The sequence below is a fragment of the Clostridia bacterium genome, assembly GCA_035561135.1.
GTDB lineage: Bacteria > Acidobacteriota > Terriglobia > Terriglobales > Acidobacteriaceae > DATMYA01.
The window spans coordinates 46,329-67,107 of sequence record DATMYA010000014.1; the positions used below are offsets into that span (position 1 = coordinate 46,329).

Sequence of the window (20,779 nt, forward strand, 5' to 3'; positions counted from 1 at the left end):
AGGGTCAAAACCATGTGGCGGGGTGATTACTCTCCGGCCGTGGCACGCCGGAACCGGTCCTGACATTCTTTGCCTGCCGTAAGCAGCGCTTCGTATTCAGGCCGGTTGCGCAGACCTCGAAGCGCAGGATCCTTCTCAAGCGCCTGGGCCGAGCAATAGTTCTGCTGGATAGCGCTCTTCAACAGCCTGACGGCAACATCCATCTGGCCGCAGTAGGCCATGATGGCGCCCTGGTGATAGCGGAACTCGGCGTCCCGTTGCGCCATCAGCGCCGTCTCGGAGTCCAGCACAAGCTTGTTCATCTCAGATGCAGGACGGTCTTCCAGGCACGCGAGCAGAATCCGCCCAAACCAGGTTGCGTGATTGCTCATGTTGCGAGCGGCCTCACGCGCCGCGTCCGTCTGGCCGTCCCGCAGCAATACCGCCGGCTTCACGTTGCTGGACCACTCGGACCCCGCGTCCAGGTTCAGGTAGTCGAGGGCGCGTTCGTTCTGGCCCAATTCGAAAAATGCAAAAGCGCACGACCGCAACAGGTAGCTGCCCGGATCCAGTTGCAGCGAGCGATCGCATTCGCGCGTTGCCTCATCCAGCAGGCCTGCGTAGCGCAGGACGTAAGCCAGCGTGAAGTGCGCCTGCGAATTATCGGGACGCCGCTTCACCAACTCGTGAGCGTGCTTATATGCTTCGGCGACCTCGCCTCGCTCGGCGCGTGCGCGAGCCAGGTGCCCGGACGCGACCACGTAGTTCGGGTCCAGCGTCACCGCGCGCGCATATGCGGCGCTGGCACGGTCAAAGGCGCGCTCGCCACCACCTCCGTACTGCGAGTCGTAGTAATACCGCAACCCGAGTGCATCCCAGGTAGGCGCATAACCAGGGTCAAGACCGACGGAGCGTTCCAGCATGGCGATGGCTTCCCGGTTCGGCTCCGGATCGTGCGGCACGGCGGCACTCCGCAGGTAAAGATCGTAGGCCTCAGAATTCTTGGGTTTGGTCGCGGTCTCAATGCTGCTTGCGCGACCAGCCAGCACAGGGATCAGTCCTTGCCGCAGGTCCATGGCAAGTTGTTTCTGCATGAGAATCAGGTCATTTGCCGGAGCTGTCATACTGCCCTGCCACAGCAAACGATTCGTCCGCACGTCGATAGCCTCCACCGTGATCGTCAACTTCGCGCCCTGGCGCACGTAATGGCCTGTAACGATGGTGCTGACGCGCAACTCCTTCCCTGCCTGTTGCGGGTCGGTGATGCCGATATACCTTCGGGTGGAAGACACGGGACGTACTTCGAGCGACGGCGTGTACGTCAGGATTGTCGAAATCTCATCCGCGAGCGCCACGCGCAGGTAGTCGCTGGAAATGTCCCCCGGGGCCATGCTCTGGAATGGCAACACCGCCACGCTCGGGCTGACGGAAGTGAACGGCAGCCGTCCATGCTTCGCCCACCACACGGCCGTGACCGTCAGGAGCATAACCATCACGGCGGCAATCGCGAGTGCGATGTACGTGGTTCTAGCGCTTGCCCGCCGAAACACGCGCGCATGTTCCGCCAGTTTGGAGAGGCGTCCAACAGGCGCGCTCTGGGCGGCATACGCGTGTCGCTTCAACTCCTGTAAATCATGCTCGAGGTCGATTGCACTCTGGTAGCGCTTGTCACGATCCTTCTCAAGCGCCTTGCCGGTTACGGCTTCGAACTCCGGTGGTAGCGCGGAGTTCAGTGTGAGAGGCGATACGGGCTTCTTCTCCAGGATAGCCGCCAGCGTGAGGACGTTGTTGTTCTCTGTGAACGGACGCTTTCCCGTGGCCATCTCGTAAAGCACCACACCGCAGGAGAACAGGTCTGAGCGCGGGTCGAGTTCCTCGTTGCGCACCTGTTCAGGCGACATGTAGGACGATGTCCCGGCAATGACGCCCATCGACGTGAGTCCTTCTTCGTTGGCGTCGTTCGAATCACTCGATACTGGCTCGCCGGAGGGGCCGACGGGCTCTCGCACAAATTGCGGCGCCGAAACCTGTGGTGCCGCGAGTTTTGCCAAGCCGAAGTCGAGGATCTTTGCTTGTCCGCGTTGGGTTACGAAGATGTTTCCTGGCTTAATATCGCGATGGATAATGCCCTGCGCGTGCGCTGCCTGTAGCGCACCAGCGATCTGGATGCCGAGTTCAATCAGTTCGTCATTCGGTAGCGGCTCGCCATGGATATGCTGGGTCAAGCTCTCGCCTTCCAGCAACTCCATTACCAGGTAAGGACGCCCTTTGTGCTCGGCAATGTCGTAGATGGCACAGATGTTCGGATGGCTAAGCAGCGAGGTGGTGCGAGCTTCGCGCTGGAAACGTTCCAGCGCACGCGCGTCGCTGGCCAACGACTCAGGCAGGAATTTCAGCGCGACGCGGCGTCCAAGGCGGGAGTCTTCAGCCTCATACACGACTCCCATGCCACCGCCTCCCAGCTTCTTCAGGATGCGATAGTGGGAAACCGATTGGCCTATCAATGTAGAGGCCCCCTTGTCCCGTAGGGCGTATGTTAGGCCTCAGCGTCCGACGCGGTCAAACGTTCTCCCTTTTGCCTGCCTGATTACGCCAGCCGTGCGCTGGGCCAATCTTCATACTGAGGGCTCCCAGTCGAGCCAGGCATTCATGAGTGGGAAATACAGCCCGACCCTTACGGCGCGACCATCCAGCTTCTTCAGGAATACGGCATATTGCTGCAACTGCGCCTCGTAGCGCACGCGCTCATTCGCCAGGAAGGCGTCCCGCGTGCTCTCGTCGTGCCAGCCGGTTTTGTAATCGATGATCCAGCGCACGCCGTGCTCGTCAACAAAGGTGCGGTCCAGTTTCAGGTGGTACACCTTGCTTCCGTCCGTGCCAATGAGCGCAAACTCATTTTCCGCTGCGAGGTGCTTGTCGAGAATCCAGCGCCCGCGCTTGTCGGTGATGGCGTTCGCCAGCGCGCGCTCGGCGCGCTGCACGCATTCTTCCAGATACTCAGCAGGAACACCGCGGTTCGCCAGCGCGGAACGCAGCACAGAATTGTGCGAAGCGAGTCGCGCCTGTGTCCAGGCTTCCAGCCCGTCCTCTGCGATGCGCTGCAACATCGCGTGGACCACGGTGCCTACGTGACGCATGCGGTCGCTGACCCAGTCGTACGAAATCTCTTCTCCGCCGGTCGCCGTCTCCCACTCGGCGCCTTGCTGCCAGTCGAGGCCAGCCGGCGCGGTCGGCAGGCTCCATCCATCGGCCAGGCGGCGGAACGCCCCGCCAGTCTCTTCGCTGCCTGCCTGCAAGGTCGCAACCACCTGCGAATCTTCTTTATAGGCCAGGAATGCCGGCCGCGCCGCGTCCCAAAGAACGTGCAGCAAGGAACCTGCGATCGGCCCTTGATCTGGATCGGTTCTTAGTTCGCTCGCAGTGCAGGGCAGATGTCCTAACAGGTGCAACTCGCTCCGGGCGCGTGTCGCTGCCACATAGAGCAGCCGTCGAACTTCGTTGTTTTCTCGCTCCGCTTCGCGCTTTTGTAGGAATTCGTAAATTCGATCCTTCTTCTCATTCGCCTTGGGCGTGATCGGCGCGACGAACAACTCCGGCCCCTTCGGCCCAGCGCTCTCTTCCCACAGCAACAACTGGGTGTCCTGCTTGTGCGGTCCCCGCCCAAGTTGCGGCAGGATGACGACATCGAATTCCAGGCCCTTTGCCTTGTGGATGGTCATCAGTTGCACAGAGCCGTCCGACTTCACGTCCGGCTGCGCATACAGTTCCCGCACGCTTGACGCGAGAAGGCCGAAATCCACATCTCCGCCGCAATCAAGCTTTTCGAGCAACGCAAAATACTGGCTGGCGTCTTCCAGTTCCGTTTCGTTCGCGCACATCGCTCCGCCGAGCGATATCCAGGTAGCCTCGACCCAGCGCCGCAACGGCATCCGCCCGCGCTGCTCCAGCGCAGTTGCGAGAATTGCACGCACGCGAGCAACACGATCGCGTCCGGAAACACTGACGTCATCGCAATTCCCCTGCATCAACTGCCACACCGTTGCGTACGGTTGCCCATTACAAAGGGCGTAGAGGTCGTTCAGGTCGAGTCCGCACCAGGGCGCGCGAAGGACGCTAAGCCACGCCACACGATCAGCAAGATGCAGCAGTGCACGCGTCAGCGACAGCAGATCCGTGATCGTTGGACGCTCAGACAGACGGTCGATCTCCACTGCACGAAAGCGCACTCCGCGCCTTTGCAATGCCGGAACGATGTACCGCAGGTGTTCTCTCGCCCGTACCAACACGGCGACTCTGCCCGGTTTGCCTGAACCCGTCGACGCCAACGATTGCTCGACCAACTCTGCCACGTGTTCCGCTTCGCGCTTGCCGGAATCTTTCCCAAAGAACGGATGGACGACTACCGCAGGATCAGCGCCCTTTGCGAGCACGGCGTGAGAGGCTCTGTACGTCACCGCTCCGGCCTCGATATTTTCCGCGCCCGCAAGCAGCTTCGAGAATGTCTCATTCACCCACTCGACGACGCCCTTTTGCGAGCGGAAGTTCGCTTCCAGTTGCGCGCGCTCCAACGGCACGGTCGAGATCTGCGCGTTCTGCGCACGCAGGAATAGCCCTACGTCCGCCTGTCTGAACCGGTAGATCGACTGCATCGGATCGCCGACGAGGAACAACGTCCGCGTTCCATCCTGCGGCCAATCGCGCGTTAATGCCTCCAGCAGTTTCACCTGGGTGACGTTCGTATCCTGGAACTCATCGACCAGCAGATGTTCGATCGTGTAACCAAGAGCAATTTCCGGAGAGTGCTGCTCCAGGGCTCCTAAAGCCGCCTGTCCAACTTCGGCGAAGTCCACCGTCTGCTCGCGTTCGAAGATGGCGCGTAACTGCTGCACCGCCTCCGGCAGTAATACGAAGATCGTCTTCAGCATCTCCCACTGAGAGTCTTCGAATTTGCACGGCGGCAGCATCCGCACCGCATATAGCTTTTCGTCCAGACCCGGAACGGCTTGCAGCACAGAAATGATCTGCTTGCCCAATAGCTGCTCCGCGGTTTTTGCCGGCAGCCCAACACTCGCGTTGACCTCCCGCCAATGAAAGTCCTTCCCCGCGGTCACGAATACGTTCGCCATCGCCAGCCAGAACTCGTATTGATCCGCGCTGCATCCGGGCAATGTCTTCAGCGTGCGACACGCCGCTATGGCGTGCCCCGGCTTCTTCTCATGCATGTATCGCGCTGCCGAACGCAGCACGCTGACAAGGTCTTCGCGAACCTCCGCCGGAATCATGGATTGCAACTCCGCCAGGTGCTGGCAGATTACGCGCGACAGGTTCGCTTCCACTTCCTCCCGCAGAGTGTCCACATTGAAGTCGCGCATGTGGCGCATCCACTGATCGCGGCGCTTCAGCATGTTCGCAATCAGCAACTCCAACTGGCGCACGTCATTGTCGAGATGCATGAGCGCATCCCGCACCGCATGACCCACATCGTCGGTGCCGCCCAACCGGACTACCGTCGCATGTGCCGCGCGCGCATACAGGTCGCGAGCGTCTTCCGTTATGCCGGAGAGCGCACCCAGCTTCGCCGTCCATGGCATCCGCTGCACCAGCCCGTGGCAGAGCGAATCGATGGTTACGATGCGCAGGCGCTCCGGGTTCTCCAGCACTCCCCAGCCCAGCTCCGCGCCCTGCGCCAACACCTTCTCCGCAAGCTCCCTGGTGGCGCGCTCGTGCTCCTTGCGAGTGGGTGCGTTCGCGGCCGCGTCGCGTAGCGCCTTCAGCACGCGTGCGCGCATTTCGCCCGCCGCCTTCTTGGTGAACGTAATCGCGACGACGCTCTCCGGCGATGCCACCTGCGCCAGCAGCACAAGGTAACGCTGAATCAGCAACTCGGTTTTGCCGGAGCCTGCCGGAGCCTGCACAATGAATGAGTACGCGGCATTGAGCACGCGCTCGCGAACCAGTGCGTCTGGCGCAACGAAGGACGGCATTGTGCTACTGGCCATCGTCGTCATCTCCCGGCTGCCCGGCGTCTTGACCTTCGAGTTGGCTTACGCGGCAGAGCGCATCCAGTTGGCAGTTGCGACAGGTCTGCTCACCTTTTTTCGGAGCAACAACGGCGCGCCCGTCTCTGAACTCCTGCCCCAGCCCTTCCAGCGCCTGCTTCCATTGCACGAGCAGCGCTTCCAGACTGTAGGTTTCGCCGCTCGCCTTCGACTTATAAGCGACATTCACGCTTGGCAGCACACCGTCTTGCGCGGCGATTCCTTTGAAGCGCACCTTCTTGCTTTGCACTTCCACGAACGCCACGGCTGCCGGCTCGCCCTCCATATGAGTCGCGTAGATCGGCAACTGCGGCTCGTCCAGGCGCTCGCCTATCCATGACGACGGACCGGCGCTACCTGTCTTGTAATCAAGCAGGACTCGTCCAAATCCTTTCACGTGATCGATGCGATCGATTTTGACGTCGAACGTTACGCCGCCGACCGTGACCGTGTTCTTCCACTCCGTTTGCTCGACCTTGAATTCTGGCCGCAGCCTCTCGACGGCAAGTAGCTTGGCGATGATCGCGCACACGCGCTGATGTTCCAACTCCGCGACGTTACGCTCCCATTCGCTACCCGTGCCCACATGGGATTCGCGCAGTGCTTCCGTGACGCACTCCGCAAGCAGCGCCTGTTCACCTTCCGCGCTAAGCTGAAGTAACGCTTCTCTGTCGCGCAATCGCTTCCACACTTTTTCCAGCGCTATGTGCAACACCTTCCCGCGCGCGCGCGGATCGAGTCCCGGCTGCGGTGACTCCAGCGGTTCGGCCGCAAGCCTGAACTGTGCAAACGCACGGAACGGGCACGCCGCCTGCGTTGCGAAAATAGCCGTGCCGCCGCGTATCGATCCATCTTGCAGCGGCGGACCTTGCGTATCGCTCATCTCATCCAGCTCTGCCGAGGAGGCGGCCATGGCGCCAATCCACGTTTCGCCGCGGCGTGTGAGCAGTGTTCCAATATCCACTGCCGGAAAACTCGACAACAACGCGCTTGCCCGCAGTTCATTCTCGCCATCGGTCATCGCGTGGCTGAAGACTACGTGCTCCGCCGAAGTGCGGAAGCGCTCCGTCGCTCGCGCCGCAAACTGTAACTGCTCATCGGCGGAAGCTCCGGGTATCGACAACTTGCGCTGTACTGCAAGTGGCAGGAACGGGTTGGGGTGCGACGCCGGGGGCCACGCGCCCTCGTCCAGTCCGGTCACCCACAATCGGTCGAAGGTAGATCCTGCGGCTTCCAGCGTTCCCATCACCTGGATGGGAGCGCCTCTGTTTTCAGGTTGGAAGATTTGGTCAGCTACCATCACTTGCAGGCGTTGCAGCAGATCGACTCGCGAGAGCTGCCGCTCAACAACATCGAGCGACGCGAACTCGGACAGCAACTCCACCCACGCTCTCATCGCCTGGTGCTCCGCGCTGCTCAGGGAGCGGTCTCCCGGCCAGCCAGCGGCCTTCAATAAGCCCGGCACATGACGACTGAACTGGCTGGGGGCGAGCGATGGCGAAAGCGAATTTGCGGCAGCTTTCAAGGCACTCAACTGCGCCCGCAACGCCGGAGAGTCCGACGGCTTGCCAATCGCGTTGGTGGCGCAACGAAGCACGCCATCCAGCGAAACCTCGAAGCGCCCCTCGGCGCGCAATCTCGCATCCAGCAATGCGCGAGAGTGGCACTCGCTGAGGCCGCCTCGCAGAAACTGCGAGCGCAATAATCGGCTCACCTCTTCCACCGGCAACGCACCTAGCGCGAAGCGCAGGATCGCCAGCGCGGTTGAGACCAGAGGAGTCTTCGCCAGCGAATCGCCCAGGGAAATGTCGAAGACGGGGCGCGACTGGCCATGCGTGATGGCCAGCGCCGCAGGCTGAAGCGTCTCCAGTAAAATTCGCTCAACCCTGGCTCTGCGATCTGTCAGGTCCGGAACTACGATCCCTATGCTTTGTACGCCTGCCTCGACCGACTCGCGCGCCCACATCGCGGCCGCCGAGAACTCCTCGTCGCCGTCACTCACCGACGTACACACTGCCAACTTTGTTCCCGCAACCAGATCGTTAAATTGCCATCGCGCACCGTTGCCAACGCAGGCGGCAAGCACTCGCTCCTGTTGCGGCGTAAGGCGATCGAAGCCGACCAGAAGAATTTCTCGCGGAACCTGCAACTCGCCGTTCTTCGCCGCCTCGCAAAGCGCATCCGGAAGTCGCGCCGTGTCCTGCCACCGGTTGCGGTGACAGCGCTTCGCGAACTCCGCCATCCACTGCCAGAACGCGGACGTATCCACGCTCGTCGCAAATAGCGCCCGCTCGCGCGGCACATCGAAAGCATGGACGTAGGTCCACGCCTGCTTCGCGGCCTTCGCGGTGGCACGCAATTGCGTACCCTTCACATCGCGTTCGCAGGCTCGAATTGCCTGTTCCCACAGCAGCAGTTCCTGCGCTTCACTCAGCAGCGCCGGCGCACCTTCCGCAGCGGACAGCACATGCCCGTTCCACAACTGGTGCAGCCATCCAGTCCACGGCACAATCACCGGACTCTTCCACACTTCGGAGGTTCGCCGATGCCGATTGTCATACGCGACGCGAAGATTGCGGCTCGCGCGAGTATTCCCCGTCAGAATGAGCACGCCACGTTCAGCGGCGGCCAAAAGCTCGTCTTGTGTTATCGCAATTTTCATGTGGCGTGAACAGAGCTGGTCATCATAGCGCGAAACAGCGAAGCTAATACCGCCCGCGCACACTGCCTGCGCAATATTTCATTGACACCCGGCTCATTCGCACGACTCTCGGGACGGCTGAAGGCTGGCATCAACATCGATTTGTCGTGTAAGGAGGAACGGACAGGGATCGGAGCACGCTGCAGCATGACTGCGGCCATCGCGGCTTCAGCGCGCTCCCTTGTATCTATCATCGGAAAAGTACGTGTGCCACGCTACGCATTCGTATGGATGAAAACTGGTTCCAGCTTCGAATCCACTGACACATCAATGTTCAACGCACGCGAAATCGGGCACTTCTCCGTTGCTGCTGCAATCGCTTTATTGAACTGACCTGGATCGACTTCTGGTACCTGCACGCTCAATTTCACGTGCGCCTTGGTTATCGTCCAGCGCTGGTCCACTTCGTTCAGCGTGAGCGTTGCTTCCGCCCTTACACTTTCGGAACGCAGACCAAGTCGCGCCAATTCCTGCGACACCATCATGGTGATGCACGACGACAGCGCAGCCGCCAGCATCTCCGAAGGGCTCGTGCACGGCTCACTTCCGAAACTCGATCCGAATGCGTAGAGTGCCTTTTGTATGACTCCGCTCGACGTAGTTACCTGGCCTTCGCCGGCACCTGGTCCACCGCGCCAGATTGCAGTTGCAGTACGTTCCATAAGTCCTCCTCATTATGAGGTCACTCAGGTCTGGTTAGAAAAGAGCGATACTTAGCCACTGAAGTATGGACGCGGGCGTTCAGACCCGGCCCTAATGTGAATGGCTGCGTAAGTACATGCCACAAAACATGTACTTACACAGCCACGTGATTCTATGCTCGTTCCCGTTCGAAGCGGCACAAATTTAGTCAGGAGTCCGCGCTCACGATTTCAGCAATTCGAACGTTCGAACTGGGACCATCCGCTCTACTTCCAATGCTTACGCGTGAATGCTTCCACTTCCGGCAACCCACCCTGCAAGATCAGGTAGCCGTTATGGGGCTCACGCGACGTGATTTCATGATTCACCGGCGTGAGCATCAACTCCCGAATACGCTTTTTATCGTCCGTCTGCCCCAGCACCCAGCCCAGCTTCATGTAAGCCGTTTCCGGAAGCATGTTGTCCATGGGAATAATGCCAAGGTCGAGCAGATCGCGGCCGGTGTCATACACATACATCTGCGCGAATCCCCACAAGGTCTGCACGGTCATCACCACCGTCATTCCCCGCTCAATCGCTCGGCGGACCGCCGGGTAAAGGGGCTTGTTGATGTGGCCAAGTCCCGTGCCTGCGATTACAAGTCCTCGATACCCCAGATCCGTCAGTCCCTCGATGATGTCGGGATTGAAGTTGGGATAGTAGTACTGGATCGTCACCTTGTCTTCGAAGACCGGATTGATGATCGGCACGCGAGTCTTGTCGCGGCGCAGGAAATCCTGCGTGATGTACTTGAAGTACTCGCCTTCTTCGTTCTTCGCCGTGTGTACCATGGCAAGCGGAGTGTCGCCAACCGTCCGAAACGTTGAGCGATAGCTGGAGTGCATTTTGCGGCAGCGTGTTCCACGATGCAGCAGGTCATAGTTGTCGGACGTCGGTCCGAACATGCACAACATCACTTCCGCGATTTCGCACTCGGCTGCCGTACGGACAGCGTTCATCAAGTTCAGCGCCGCATCGCTCGATGGTCTATCCGAGCTGCGTTGGCTGCCGACGATTACGATCGGCACCGGCGAGTTCTGCACCATGAAGCTCAGGATTGCTCCCGTGTGCGCCATTGTGTCCGTGCCGTGGCCCACGACGATTCCATCCGCGCCGTTCACGATCTCCTCACCGATGGCCTTGGCCAGGGGAATGTACTGCTCTGGGCCCATGTTCTCGCTGAAGACGCCGAACAACTTCTTCGTCGTCAGGTTTGCAATGTCCGCCAGTTCAGGAACCGCGCCGTACAACTCGCCCGGCGTGAATGCCGGAATCACCGCACCCGTCCGGTAGTCCAACCGGCTCGCGATGGTTCCGCCGGTACCGAGAAGCACCACGTTCTTTTTTCGCGCGTCATAGGGGAAGGCCTTCTCTGGAATCTTGTAAGTCGCCTTCTTGTAGCCAATCTCCCGCGCTTCCGTAATGCGGTTCACAGCCAGACCAACGTTGTACCCGGTGAAGAGCTTGATGACGATGTGCTTGTCGTCGCAGGTTTCGCTGCGGGGCAGAATTACTCCGCGGAAATCCGATCCTGCGTCGTTCTTCACATCGACTTCGCTCCACACTCCAATTTCGAATTTCTCCAGCAGCAGCTTTGCCGCTCCGCGATAACCCTGGAAGCGATCTGTGCGTTCATTCAGAGGAATACTCACAGCATCACCTCCTCAACCTGCTGGCGAAGGAACTGTGCCACATCCTTTGCTGGCGCTTTTCCGTTGACCATACGCATCGCGCGCCCGGCCAGGAAACGCAAGCGCTTCGCAGCCGAGTCATCGCCGTTCGCCGTGAACCCTTCCATCGTCAGCGGCTCCAGCATCTTCGTCCATTCGTCCTCACCGCGCAGATTTATGCCCGCTGCCTCGCAGGCTCGTGATGCGTCCAGCCCGGGTTCCAGCGCCATCTTCGCCGCCACGTTCCTGATTGCCTCTCGCGGTATCCTGCCATCGGTGTACAGGTCGAAGATTTCGACCCACTCGTGTGTCCCTAACTTCTGCACCGGAACGCCTGCGCGGCGTAACGCCTTCCCTCTCTGGCCAATTTCGATTGCCGCAACCAGTCCGTCGACTCCGGTCTTCTCCACCACAGCGTCCACCACTTCGGCCCCGCCGCGACGAATCAGGTACTCCGTCGTCTCCTGCGGAACCCGCCAAGCCGAGTAGCGGTCGATCCGCTCCCAAGGTTTCGGACGCAGCCTGCGCCGCAACTCTTCCACGCGCGCGCCCGTAATCGTCGTCGGCGGTGAGTCCGTGTCTGGATACATGCGGTCCGGTCCGGGAAGAATGCGCTCGAACGTCGTGAACCCGCCCGGCAGCGACTGGCGTGTCTCTTTCGGAACGCCCTGCGTAGCGTCGCCAAAGCGCAGCTTGATTTCCTGGATAGCAGTCCGGCAGTCCTCTTCCGGGCCCCAGACCAGGAAGTAATCGTCATGAGCGCCGACTTGAAGACGCTTGCGCAACCGGTCGTCGGTTCGGCGACCGTTCGGGAACTGCGGCAGGTTGCCGCCACCGATCACGATCGGCATCTCATCGAGACATGCGATCACGCGGATGCGTCCCGCCAATTCATCCAGGAACATCGTGTTCGGCTGCGTCATGTGTTGGGCGATGCCACGCACGCCCGCAACGCGAACGCCCATCACGCGTCCGCCCTTGTCGATGGCCCGCCGAATAAAGCCAAGATCAACATCGCTGAAGACGTCCGTAACATCCATCGGATTGACTTGGACGTCATCCGGCGTCTTGATACCGCGCGCATGTAGCTCATCGCGAATCTTCAGCAGGTTCACCTGCCGCACGCCTTCGTTGTGAACGAGCTTCACCGCATAACCTGCGCGGGCGACGCCCTTGATTTCCACTCGGCTGCCGCCGCGCACGCTGACATTTACATCCTGACGCCCGGCGCCGATGCCGGTTCGCACGCGCCCCGTCGAACGCGAAACAAGCGAGCACAGCCGGATCGCGTCGCGCACTTCTTCCGGTGTGCGCAACTCGGCTCCTGTCACCGTTTCCGTAAGCGGCATTCCCAGCCGGTCGGTACGGAAGACGATGCGATGTCCCTTGTCGCTGACTTCGCGGCACGAGTCCTCTTCCAGCGAAACATGGGTGACCGTCAGCTTCCGCCCCTTGAACGGAATCCAACCGTTTACGCCGATGATCGCCGTGCGCTGGAATCCTGTCGGAATACTTCCGTCGAGATATTGCTTGCGCGCGATGTGGACTTCGTCGATCACGTCCATGTTCATCGACAGGCACAACTCGATGGCGACATCGATAGCTTCCTGGTTCACCAGGAAAGGCGGCGTGTCGTCCATCTCGTAGGTGCATACGTTGAGCTGGTTCAGCAGGTAGACGATCTCTTTCTTTGTCTTGAACTCCATCAGCGCCGTGCCGTCATACTCGCCAAGTTCGCTCAGCGTGGGACGCATATGGCGCAGGACTTCCCCATCGTGCTTGTCCACGTACAATCCGGCGGGACAGCGGCAGAACAACTTCTCGCGCGTCAATAGCTGCTGGTGCACTTCGAGGCCGGAAATCAGCCCGACCGATTCGTAATCCACTCTCTCGAGCATCTATGGTCCTTTAAAGACTCCAAGACATTAAACGAAGGCCCCAGACAGAACGTCTGTGACCTGCAACACACTTCAGGGGCAACCTTCACTTCATAATACTTCTTCACTGCCCCAGAGCGTCAGAGCCTATGCTACATTCCTGCTCGCCACTGAAACCGTCCGCCAGCTTTCAGGAACGAATATTTTCATTTTCCGGCGCTTTCCGGAGCAAACCAGGGGCGTGACAGCTTATAGTACGAGGGTCTCAGCTGATTTTCACCATGGCAAAAAGTCGTCAAAACTTTGTTCTTTCGATCCTGGTACTGCTCGCCGCCGTCGTCTCGGTGGGCATCTGGTTTTCGGCCACACCCGAAGAAGCAGCCAATCCCTCGCAGCGCAGGCGCTCGGGAACTCCTCGGCGCGTTGTCGATCAACAAGTGCTGCAATCGGCCCAGCAACTGGAGAAGCTGGCGACTTCCAGAGAAGAGCTCCGTTTCGAGCGCGATGCGATTCGGCTCGCCGACCACGAAGTCGATCTCGCCTTTGCCTCGGCATTGCGCGATGCCAGGCAACATCCGCCGGCCGAGACTCCCGAAACAACGGCGCTCCATGCTCGCCTCAGGGAATTTGAAGTACGAATCAGGAACGATCAAGAGCTGGTTGCCAAGCTCGTGTCTGCTATCGCCGTCAGCAAGAGTTCGAAACTGGAAAGTCTGCAGGATGACCTGCATCTTGCGCAGGCAGAACTCGTACTGCATGAACGTGAACTCGAGAACACGAAGTTCGATCTACTCCGCGCCGGCGGCGATCCCGAAACACGCATCCAGAGACTCTTTAAACAGCACGAAGCAGCACAGCACAATGACCAGGGCCAGACGCTCATCTCTCTGGGCAAGGCCGAACCGTTCCAGATTCCCCGAAACGTCGCGGCGCAGGTGCGCCTCTGGCAAGAGTTACGCGAAAAGCGGCAGCGACTGAGAGAAGCCCAGGGGCAAGTCACGAACGCCTCCACGCTACTCGTCTCGAAGCAGGGCGAGCTGGAGAAGCACATCCAGCAGCTCTCCACGACCACGGCTCAACCTGCGATGGGCGCAGTCGCGGTTAGCCAGAAAGTTGCCGCTGCCAGCGCTCTTGAGCACCTGGCCGAAGATCGCAAGACACTGACAGAGTATGACGAACGTATCCAGGATCAGCAGCAGCTGGCGCAGATCTACGGCGACTGGGCCAGCCTCATCCGAGTACGCATGCGCGCCTGCCTGCACGCCTTATTGCAGTGCCTGCTTGCAATCCTCTTCATCGTAGCGTTCGTCGTCGCCGGTAACGGCGTTGTGGGGAAGCTCAGTGCCAGGATTGCTGTCGATCGGCGGCGACTGGCGACCATGCGACTGTTGGGCCGGTTTGTTGTGCAGGCCACCGGAGTGCTATTGGTCTTGTTGATCGTCCTTGGCTCGCCTAGCCAGCTATCCACCATCATCGCCTTCGCAGGCGCCGGACTCACCGTCGCGCTCAAGGACTTTATCGTCGCGTTCTTCGGATGGTTCATTCTGATGGGCAAGCACGGTATTCGTGTCGGCGACTGGGTGGAAATCAATGGCATCAGCGGCGAGGTCGTCGAGATAGGACTGTTGCGCACCGTTCTTCTAGAAACCGGCAATTGGGCCGACTCAGGCTATCCAACAGGACGCAGGGTCACGTTTGTAAACAGCTTCGCAATCGAGGGACATTACTTCAACTTCTCGACGACAGGCCAGTGGCTCTGGGACAACCTGGAGGTTCTCATTCCCGATGGTCAGGATCCACATACAGTCACCGATGCGATCCTGCAACTTGCCATTCAGCAGACGGAAGCCAGCGCGAAAATCGCGGAGCACGAGTGGAAGCGCGCTGGAAAAGAGTATGGCAAGCAATCGTTCTCGGCCGCACCCGCCGTCAATGTTCGCCCAACAACCCAGGGCATCAACCTGAACGTGCGCTACATTACCCGCGCACACGAACGCCACGAAACGCGGGCGCGACTCTACCAATCCATCGTTGACTTGCTCCACAAGAGGAGTTCCGCTACCGACTCTCTCGTGGCTCAATCCGATGGAAAGCAAATCGACTAGCGAGGGATTGTACGGCGATTGCGGCAGTGTGCCTCTCCGTGTGTATCACGTACCACCTAACGACTTAGGAGCGATTTACATGGGCGGAAAGGTCATTCTCCACCTCTGTGTCGAAGTCACCGGCGAGAAACGCCAGGAGTTCATCAAGTTTCTTCGGCGCGCAGTTCCGTTCTACGAGCAACCGGGCGGAATATTAGTCCGCCTCCTTGCGGATCAATCAAATCCGAATCGTCTTATAGAAGAGATCGAGTATGACGATCACGAGACGTATGAGCGGGATCAACAGCGAGTCGAGTCCGACCAGGCGATGATCGAGTACTTGAAGGAGTGGCGCGGTCTACTGTCGAAACCGCCGGTCGTTATGGTATATCGGGATTTTTCGGACAGGGTTCGGAAGTAGGCGCTTACGCAAACGCAAACGCAGCGAGCCACGCGCTGCTCTGCAGGGTCCTTGCTGAGTCCACGCGCCACACTTGCTACTGCTTGCTCAGCATCAGCGGAGTTGGCTTGCCATTCTGTGTGAAAGTTCCTCTGATGGTGCTTGCGAAACCATCAATCGTGCCTTCGAACTTCGCGTTGATCTCCGGGATTGAGAAGCGAAAGGCCTTCTCGGTATTGGACAGCTCTGGGACGGCAATGCCGAACGTGTCCTGATCGGGACTGTCGGCCGTCGCGCGCGTACCACCTGCCCCGCGACGCACGTGCAGGACGAAGCGTAGTTTGCGCTGGCCAATGTCGAGCAGGCCTTCCCAGTCGCCCAGGAACTCGCCGGTCACAACAGGCACATCGGGCGAAGCGCCCGCATCTGCCGGGCTGCCGAGTTTGAATAGCGTCAGCGATGCGCTGTCTGAGCCCTGGGAGAAGATGCCTTCCATACGGGTCGGCCCCCAGGGGATGCGGCCCTCATAGATGGCGCCGAGCTTGGGCATGTCGAAGCGCAGCCTTGCGTTGTAGTAAGCGAAACGCATTCCTTCCACGCCATACTGGCTCTGGTCAGGACTGTCGACGGTGACGCGCACGGAGTCCTTGTCTCGGACAATGTGCAGCACGACTTTCATGCGTTCGCCGTGCAGCTTCATGCTGCCTTCCCAGTCGCCGAGAACCTCGTCGATCGAGTTGCCGGGTTTATCTTTCCTCTTCTTGTCCTTATCGCTCGCGAGCACGACGCCGCAGCAAAGCAGCAGTGTCAGCGCGATCGCAACCGCTCGTTTCATCTTCAGTCTCCGCAACTCGCAAACAGTTTACGACTATGTCCAGCGGAACCAGCGCAAGGCCAGGAAGAAGGATATTCCGCCCCAGAGTAGGAGCACCAGCAGTTCCCTGCTCTGTGAAAGCAAAGGCGCGCCTTCCAAAATGATCGCGCGCAAGGCATCATTGGCGGCCGTGAGAGGCAGGGCCTTGATGAATGGCTGCGCAGCCGCCGGGAAACGCTCGTAAGAAAAGAACACGCCGGAGAATATCCACATCGGCATCATGACAAGGTTGATCAATCCGCTGACGCTCTCGATCTTCTGTGCGCGGCTCGCGGTGAGCAACCCGAGTCCGGCGAATGAGAGCGCGCCGATGGTGCCGAGAACGAGTACGCTCAGCAGCGACCCAAGCATGCGCATTTGGAAGAACAGGATGCCGAAGCCTAGCAGCAAGCCCACTTCGACAAGCATGAGGACAAGGCGACTGCTGGTCAGCGCGAGCAGGAAGTCGCTGCGCCGCATTGGCGTGGCAAGATAACGCTTTAGCAGCTTGCGCTGGCGCATCTCGACCAAGGCGAAACCGATGCCCCACATGCCGGAATTCATGAGATTCATGCCGAGCAGGCCCGGAATCAGGAAGTCAATATATCTCGCTCCGGGCTCGCTGCTCTCGGTAGCGATAGTTCGCAAGGGGTTGGCGCGTCCCGCGCCGCTCTGTATGGCATTTTCCACCTGCACCCGCGCCAACACGCTCTCCGGACGACCGGGATCGTAAAGATACTGGAAGCTTCCGTCCGCATTTGCCGTGATGACGAGTGCGTACTTGCCAAGCCGGAAGCGCTTTCGCGCCTCGGACTCGTTCAGCACGTCCGCATGAATCGGCGTGCCCGACCGCTGGATAAGCTCTACCGCGTGCTGCGATGTCGCGCCATTGACGATGGCGACTGCAGGAACGTCGGCGGGCTTGTTGCGGAACGCGACCCCCAGACCAAAAGCAAGTAGCAGAGGAAAAACGAAGACCCAGAAGATCACTTCCGGTTCGCGCTTCAGCTCCTTCATGCGCGCAACCAGCAGATGGTTGAAGCCGGAGAAGCGCCCGTTGCGCCGCACAGGGTAAGTGGTCTCTTCGATTTTCTTGTGTTCAGTCGTCGCTATCGGCATCACGCTTCCCGCAAATGTCGTCCCGTGAGGTTAACGAACACGTCCTCCAGGCTTGCTTGCCTGGTCGTGAGGTGCTCAAGCTTCCAGCCATGCGACTGAACGGCGGCGAGCAGCGCAGGAATGGTCTCGTGGGGTTCTCGGACATTCAGGAACATGCGTCCGTCCTCTTCGTGCGCGTCGTTTACGCCCGGCAACTTTCGCCAGAACTCCGGAGCAACACCGTCGCCCGCCGCCGCCACCTCGATGACGTGGTGTCCGCTGAGCCGTGCAATCAGGTCCTGCGGCGCACCTAAGGCGATGATGTTGCCGTGATCGACCACGGCGATGCGGTCGCACAGGCGCTCGGCTTCATCCATGTAGTGCGTAGTCAGCAGTACGGTCCCGCCGCGCTGCTGGAAGGTGCGTACAATTTCCCACAGCTGATGTCTGCTCTGTGGATCCAGCCCTGTCGTGGGCTCGTCAAGAAAGAGGATACGAGGATTGCCGACGAGCGCAGTCGCGACCGCGAGCCGTTGGCGTTGACCGCCCGAGAGCTTGCCCACCCAGCTATCCGCCTTCTCGGTTAGCGAGAGTTGTTCGAGCACCTGTTGCGACGAGCGCGGCTCGCGGTAGAAGCTCGCAAAAAGATCGATGGTTTCCCGGACCGTGAGTTTTTCGGCGAGCCTGGTTTCCTGCAGTGAAATGCCAAGCATCTCGCGCAACTGCCGTTCGTGCTCGCGCCATGTCAGTCCAAAGATGCGCACTTCACCGGCGGTAGGTTTAAGCAACCCTTCAAGTATTTCGATGGTAGTTGTTTTGCCTGCGCCGTTTGGCCCGAGCAGGCCGAAACACTCTCCACGCGCGATCTCCAGGTCAAGGCCGCGGACGGCTTCGACCTTGCCCTCATAGGTCTTGCGCAATCCACGGCACGAAATCGCGATTTCGGAACTGTCGCCCATGTGTTGCAGAGTACCTCAGCCTAAATTGCAAAGCACCCCGACGCCTACCAACGGCCCCCCGTGTGCATAACGCGGGGCAAACAATTTGCCTGCTCCGTTAATGCACGGCTAAACAGGCGCCGAAAGCCAGATTCCTTGAAGGGGCACGCCTTTAGGCGTGCCGTAAGTCGCACTGACTGAACGCCGGCTTTATTCTCGCATCTGCAAAGCCGTGCTCCGCTCAGCACTTCTCATCCGATGATAACGCCTGTGCACTCGCCGAAGCCGATTCGCGTGCAGCCTTCGCGCTCGCAGTATGCGTGCATCGTGACCTCATCGCCGTCTTTCAAGAATTGGCGAGTTTCGCCCGTGGGCAACTGCAAAGCCTCACTGCCGCGCCATGTCAATTCCAGCAGGCATCCACGTGATCCGCTTGTGTTTCCACTCACGGTGCCGCTTGCCAACAGATCGCCGGGACGCAGGTTGCACCCGGTGCTCGTGTGATGCGCGAGCATCTGCGCGAGCGTCCAGTACATATCGCGGAAATTGCCTCGGCTGAGGCGCATGGGCTCGAAGTCGCGCTCGCGCATCTGCTCTGAGCTGAGGTAAACCTCCAAAAACAGATCGACTCCACCGTTGCGCTGGTCGTCGTCATTGGCGAGATAGGGCAGCGGCGCAGGATCGCCATCGAAGCGGCGGAAGGCACTGGTTCGAAAAGGCGCGAGCGCTTCCATGGTGACGACCCATGGCGAGGTTGTTGTAGCGAAGTTCTTCGCCAGGAACGGACCGAGCGGTTGGTACTCCCACGTCTGAATGTCACGTGCGGACCAGTCGTTGACGACACAGAGGCCAAAGAGATGGGACTCCGCGGCACCAAGCGGGACGGGGTCGCCCAGGTCGTTCGCGGGACCGACGAACGCGCCGATTTCTGCCTCGTAGTCCAGTCGTTTGCTTGGCCCAAAGACCGGAGGCTTAGCGGCGTCGTCGCGTGTCTGTCCTTTAGGACGGCGAACCGGAGTGCCACTCACGACGATGGACGAGGCGCGCCCGTGATAGCCGATCGGCACATACTTGTAGTTGGGCAACAGTGGATTGTCGGGCCGGAACATCGTCCCAACGTTCGTTGCGTGGTAAACGGAGGCGTAGAAATCTGTGTAGTCGCCGATGCGTGCGGGCACGAGCATCTCGACCTCGTGCATGGGAACGAGATGGCGCTGCACTCGCTGCCTGTCGCCGGCGGGAGCGTCTGCCCTGAGGAGTTGATGGAGACGCCGGCGGAGGGCAGACCAATGCCGTCGGCCCAGCGCCATCAGGTCGTTCAACGTTTCGCTCGCACATGCTCCTGCTGCGGTGCTCGCTTCGCCCAGAAACAAGCCTTCGATCTCGGCGGCGGACATATCCAGCACCTGGTTGCCGATGGCAACGCCTACTCGCGGCCTTCCTTTACTATTGCCTGACAGGAAGACTCCGAACGGAAGATTCTGCAAAGGGAAATCCGTGCCAGATATGTTCGCCGACTCGACCCAGGATTGAATATAGGGATCGTGCGTCTCGTTAATGTCGTAAATCATAAGACTTTCAAATTGCGAAGATCTTCGATCGGCTCGTCAAAAGAACATGAGCCAAAGGAGAGTGCTGCTTGCGAACGCATGTCACTCAGTTCACTGGTGGTCATATGCTCGCCGCGCCAGTTTACGCCAGCGTCGCTGAATGTAAACGCTGAGGAGTCTGTCTCCTGAAGGATGCGCGTTAGTAGCTCGACTGTGGCGCCACGTCTGGCCAAAGCAGCTGCAAGCAATACATTAAAGAATCCATGCATGTTGCCGGATGGACTGCTCCTTTCGTACGTAAACGCCTTATGGCAACGCACGGGATGGTGGAGACCTGCGGTGGCTTTGAAGGCGACATTATGCTGTGCGCATCCCAAAAGGAACGCTGCGACTTTCTCCGGCGATGGGAACATGTCTGCGGATAATCCGCCCATGCGCACCTTGGCGCGCGCATCGGCGAGCGCGACAGAATCGAGCAGCGCAGGGTCGCCGATAGGAACCTCGACGAACCACTCATATGCGCGGTCCACGAGCTCTCGCGTACGACTGATCTCATCGGCTGTCGAGGCCTTTGTCTCGATGGAGTCGATAAGGGCTCGACCGTCGTTGCGCTGGTTGAACCAGGAAATCTCAGCGAGATCGGCAACAAGCTCTGGTCCGGCGAGTGCGCTCAGACTCCATGGATGAGCGAGGGAGACGGGAGCGAACGCCTCCTCAAACTCTCGCAACCTGGCCGTGGGCACGACGAAACGGCCTAGCGCCCAGGCGAGGTCACCGTCGAAGTAACGTGCGTAGTTATCCACAGCGGCAGACATGTCCAGACCAGCCGGTGGAAATAGTCCTGCGTAGTCGATAAGCCCAGCGACTAGCGCTTGCACCGAACGCACGACTCGACCTTCTGATGGTTGCG

The 20,779-nt window shown here is 59.7% G+C and carries 13 protein-coding genes; 2 read left to right on the plus strand and 11 right to left on the minus strand.

Translation table 11 applies throughout. The annotated features are described in order from the left end of the window. Window positions 1-26: 26 nt before the first annotated feature. The 6 genes from VN622_03985 to gatE all read right to left on the minus strand — a co-directional run bounded on the left by VN622_03985 (window position 27) and on the right by gatE (window position 12,967). Entirely contained in the window at window positions 27-2,483 is a 2,457-nt protein-coding gene (locus VN622_03985; protein HWR35017.1) for a protein kinase, read from the minus strand. Between the two features lie 111 nt (window positions 2,484-2,594). Next, window positions 2,595-5,978 carry a UvrD-helicase domain-containing protein gene (locus VN622_03990; protein ID HWR35018.1) on the minus strand — a complete coding sequence of 1,128 codons (3,384 nt, stop codon included), beginning with the start codon at window positions 5,976-5,978 and terminating at the stop codon, window positions 2,595-2,597. Next, the gene (locus VN622_03995) at window positions 5,968-8,679 is read right to left on the minus strand and encodes a PD-(D/E)XK nuclease family protein (protein HWR35019.1); all 2,712 of its coding nucleotides are present in this window, start codon (window positions 8,677-8,679) and stop codon (window positions 5,968-5,970) included. The genes VN622_03990 and VN622_03995 overlap by 11 nt, the downstream gene beginning before the upstream one ends. A gap of 254 nt (window positions 8,680-8,933) precedes the next feature. After that, window positions 8,934-9,380, minus strand: a complete 447-nt coding sequence (locus VN622_04000; GenBank protein HWR35020.1) for an OsmC family peroxiredoxin — start codon at window positions 9,378-9,380, stop codon at window positions 8,934-8,936. A gap of 246 nt (window positions 9,381-9,626) precedes the next feature. After that, window positions 9,627-11,051, minus strand: coding sequence for a Glu-tRNA(Gln) amidotransferase subunit GatD (gene gatD / locus VN622_04005; protein ID HWR35021.1), 1,425 nt, complete (start codon window positions 11,049-11,051; stop codon window positions 9,627-9,629). After that, on the minus strand, window positions 11,048-12,967 hold the full coding sequence (gene gatE, locus VN622_04010) for a Glu-tRNA(Gln) amidotransferase subunit GatE (protein ID HWR35022.1): 1,920 nt from the start codon (window positions 12,965-12,967) through the stop codon (window positions 11,048-11,050). The genes gatD and gatE overlap by 4 nt, the downstream gene beginning before the upstream one ends. A gap of 260 nt (window positions 12,968-13,227) precedes the next feature. On the opposite strand from gatE, the gene VN622_04015 reads away from it, so the two are divergent. Together VN622_04015 and VN622_04020 are read left to right on the plus strand one after the other, a co-directional pair. Further along, window positions 13,228-15,051 carry a mechanosensitive ion channel domain-containing protein gene (locus VN622_04015; protein ID HWR35023.1) on the plus strand — a complete coding sequence of 608 codons (1,824 nt, stop codon included), beginning with the start codon at window positions 13,228-13,230 and terminating at the stop codon, window positions 15,049-15,051. A 79-nt stretch (window positions 15,052-15,130) separates the two neighbouring features. Beyond that, complete coding sequence (locus VN622_04020; protein ID HWR35024.1) at window positions 15,131-15,451, plus strand: hypothetical protein; 321 nt, start codon at window positions 15,131-15,133, stop codon at window positions 15,449-15,451. Window positions 15,452-15,527: 76 nt separating this feature from the next. Here the strand turns inward: VN622_04020 and VN622_04025 are convergent, their stop codons facing one another. The 5 genes from VN622_04025 to VN622_04045 form a co-directional block, all read right to left on the minus strand. Next, the gene (locus VN622_04025; protein ID HWR35025.1) at window positions 15,528-16,265 is read right to left on the minus strand and encodes a hypothetical protein; all 738 of its coding nucleotides are present in this window, start codon (window positions 16,263-16,265) and stop codon (window positions 15,528-15,530) included. 33 nt (window positions 16,266-16,298) lie between these two features. Further along, on the minus strand, window positions 16,299-17,402 hold the full coding sequence (locus tag VN622_04030) for an ABC transporter permease (protein ID HWR35026.1): 1,104 nt from the start codon (window positions 17,400-17,402) through the stop codon (window positions 16,299-16,301). Continuing rightward, the gene (locus VN622_04035; GenBank protein HWR35027.1) at window positions 17,402-18,340 is read right to left on the minus strand and encodes an ABC transporter ATP-binding protein; all 939 of its coding nucleotides are present in this window, start codon (window positions 18,338-18,340) and stop codon (window positions 17,402-17,404) included. Before VN622_04035 ends, VN622_04030 begins: the two co-directional genes overlap by 1 nt. A 230-nt stretch (window positions 18,341-18,570) precedes the next feature. Continuing rightward, a complete protein-coding gene (gene fahA, locus VN622_04040; GenBank protein ID HWR35028.1) occupies window positions 18,571-19,890 on the minus strand; it encodes a fumarylacetoacetase in 1,320 nt (439 codons plus the stop codon). Beyond that, entirely contained in the window at window positions 19,887-20,756 is an 870-nt protein-coding gene (locus tag VN622_04045) for a hypothetical protein (protein ID HWR35029.1), read from the minus strand. Before VN622_04045 ends, fahA begins: the two co-directional genes overlap by 4 nt. Window positions 20,757-20,779 lie beyond the last annotated feature (23 nt).

Bases quoted from the DNA above. Each gene is read 5' to 3' on its own strand.
- VN622_04035 (HWR35027.1), bottom strand. From the start codon at position 18,340: ATGGGCGACAGTTCCGAAATCGCGATTTCGTGCCGTGGATTGCGCAAG.
- VN622_04025 (HWR35025.1), bottom strand. From the start codon at position 16,265: ATGAAACGAGCGGTTGCGATCGCGCTGACACTGCTGCTTTGCTGCGGC.
- VN622_04015 (HWR35023.1), top strand. From the start codon at position 13,228: ATGGCAAAAAGTCGTCAAAACTTTGTTCTTTCGATCCTGGTACTGCTC.
- VN622_03990 (HWR35018.1), bottom strand. From the start codon at position 5,978: ATGGCCAGTAGCACAATGCCGTCCTTCGTTGCGCCAGACGCACTGGTT.
- fahA (HWR35028.1), bottom strand. From the start codon at position 19,890: ATGATTTACGACATTAACGAGACGCACGATCCCTATATTCAATCCTGG.
- VN622_03995 (HWR35019.1), bottom strand. From the start codon at position 8,679: ATGAAAATTGCGATAACACAAGACGAGCTTTTGGCCGCCGCTGAACGT.
- gatE (HWR35022.1), bottom strand. From the start codon at position 12,967: ATGCTCGAGAGAGTGGATTACGAATCGGTCGGGCTGATTTCCGGCCTC.
- VN622_04030 (HWR35026.1), bottom strand. From the start codon at position 17,402: ATGCCGATAGCGACGACTGAACACAAGAAAATCGAAGAGACCACTTAC.
- VN622_04000 (HWR35020.1), bottom strand. From the start codon at position 9,380: ATGGAACGTACTGCAACTGCAATCTGGCGCGGTGGACCAGGTGCCGGC.
- VN622_04020 (HWR35024.1), top strand. From the start codon at position 15,131: ATGGGCGGAAAGGTCATTCTCCACCTCTGTGTCGAAGTCACCGGCGAG.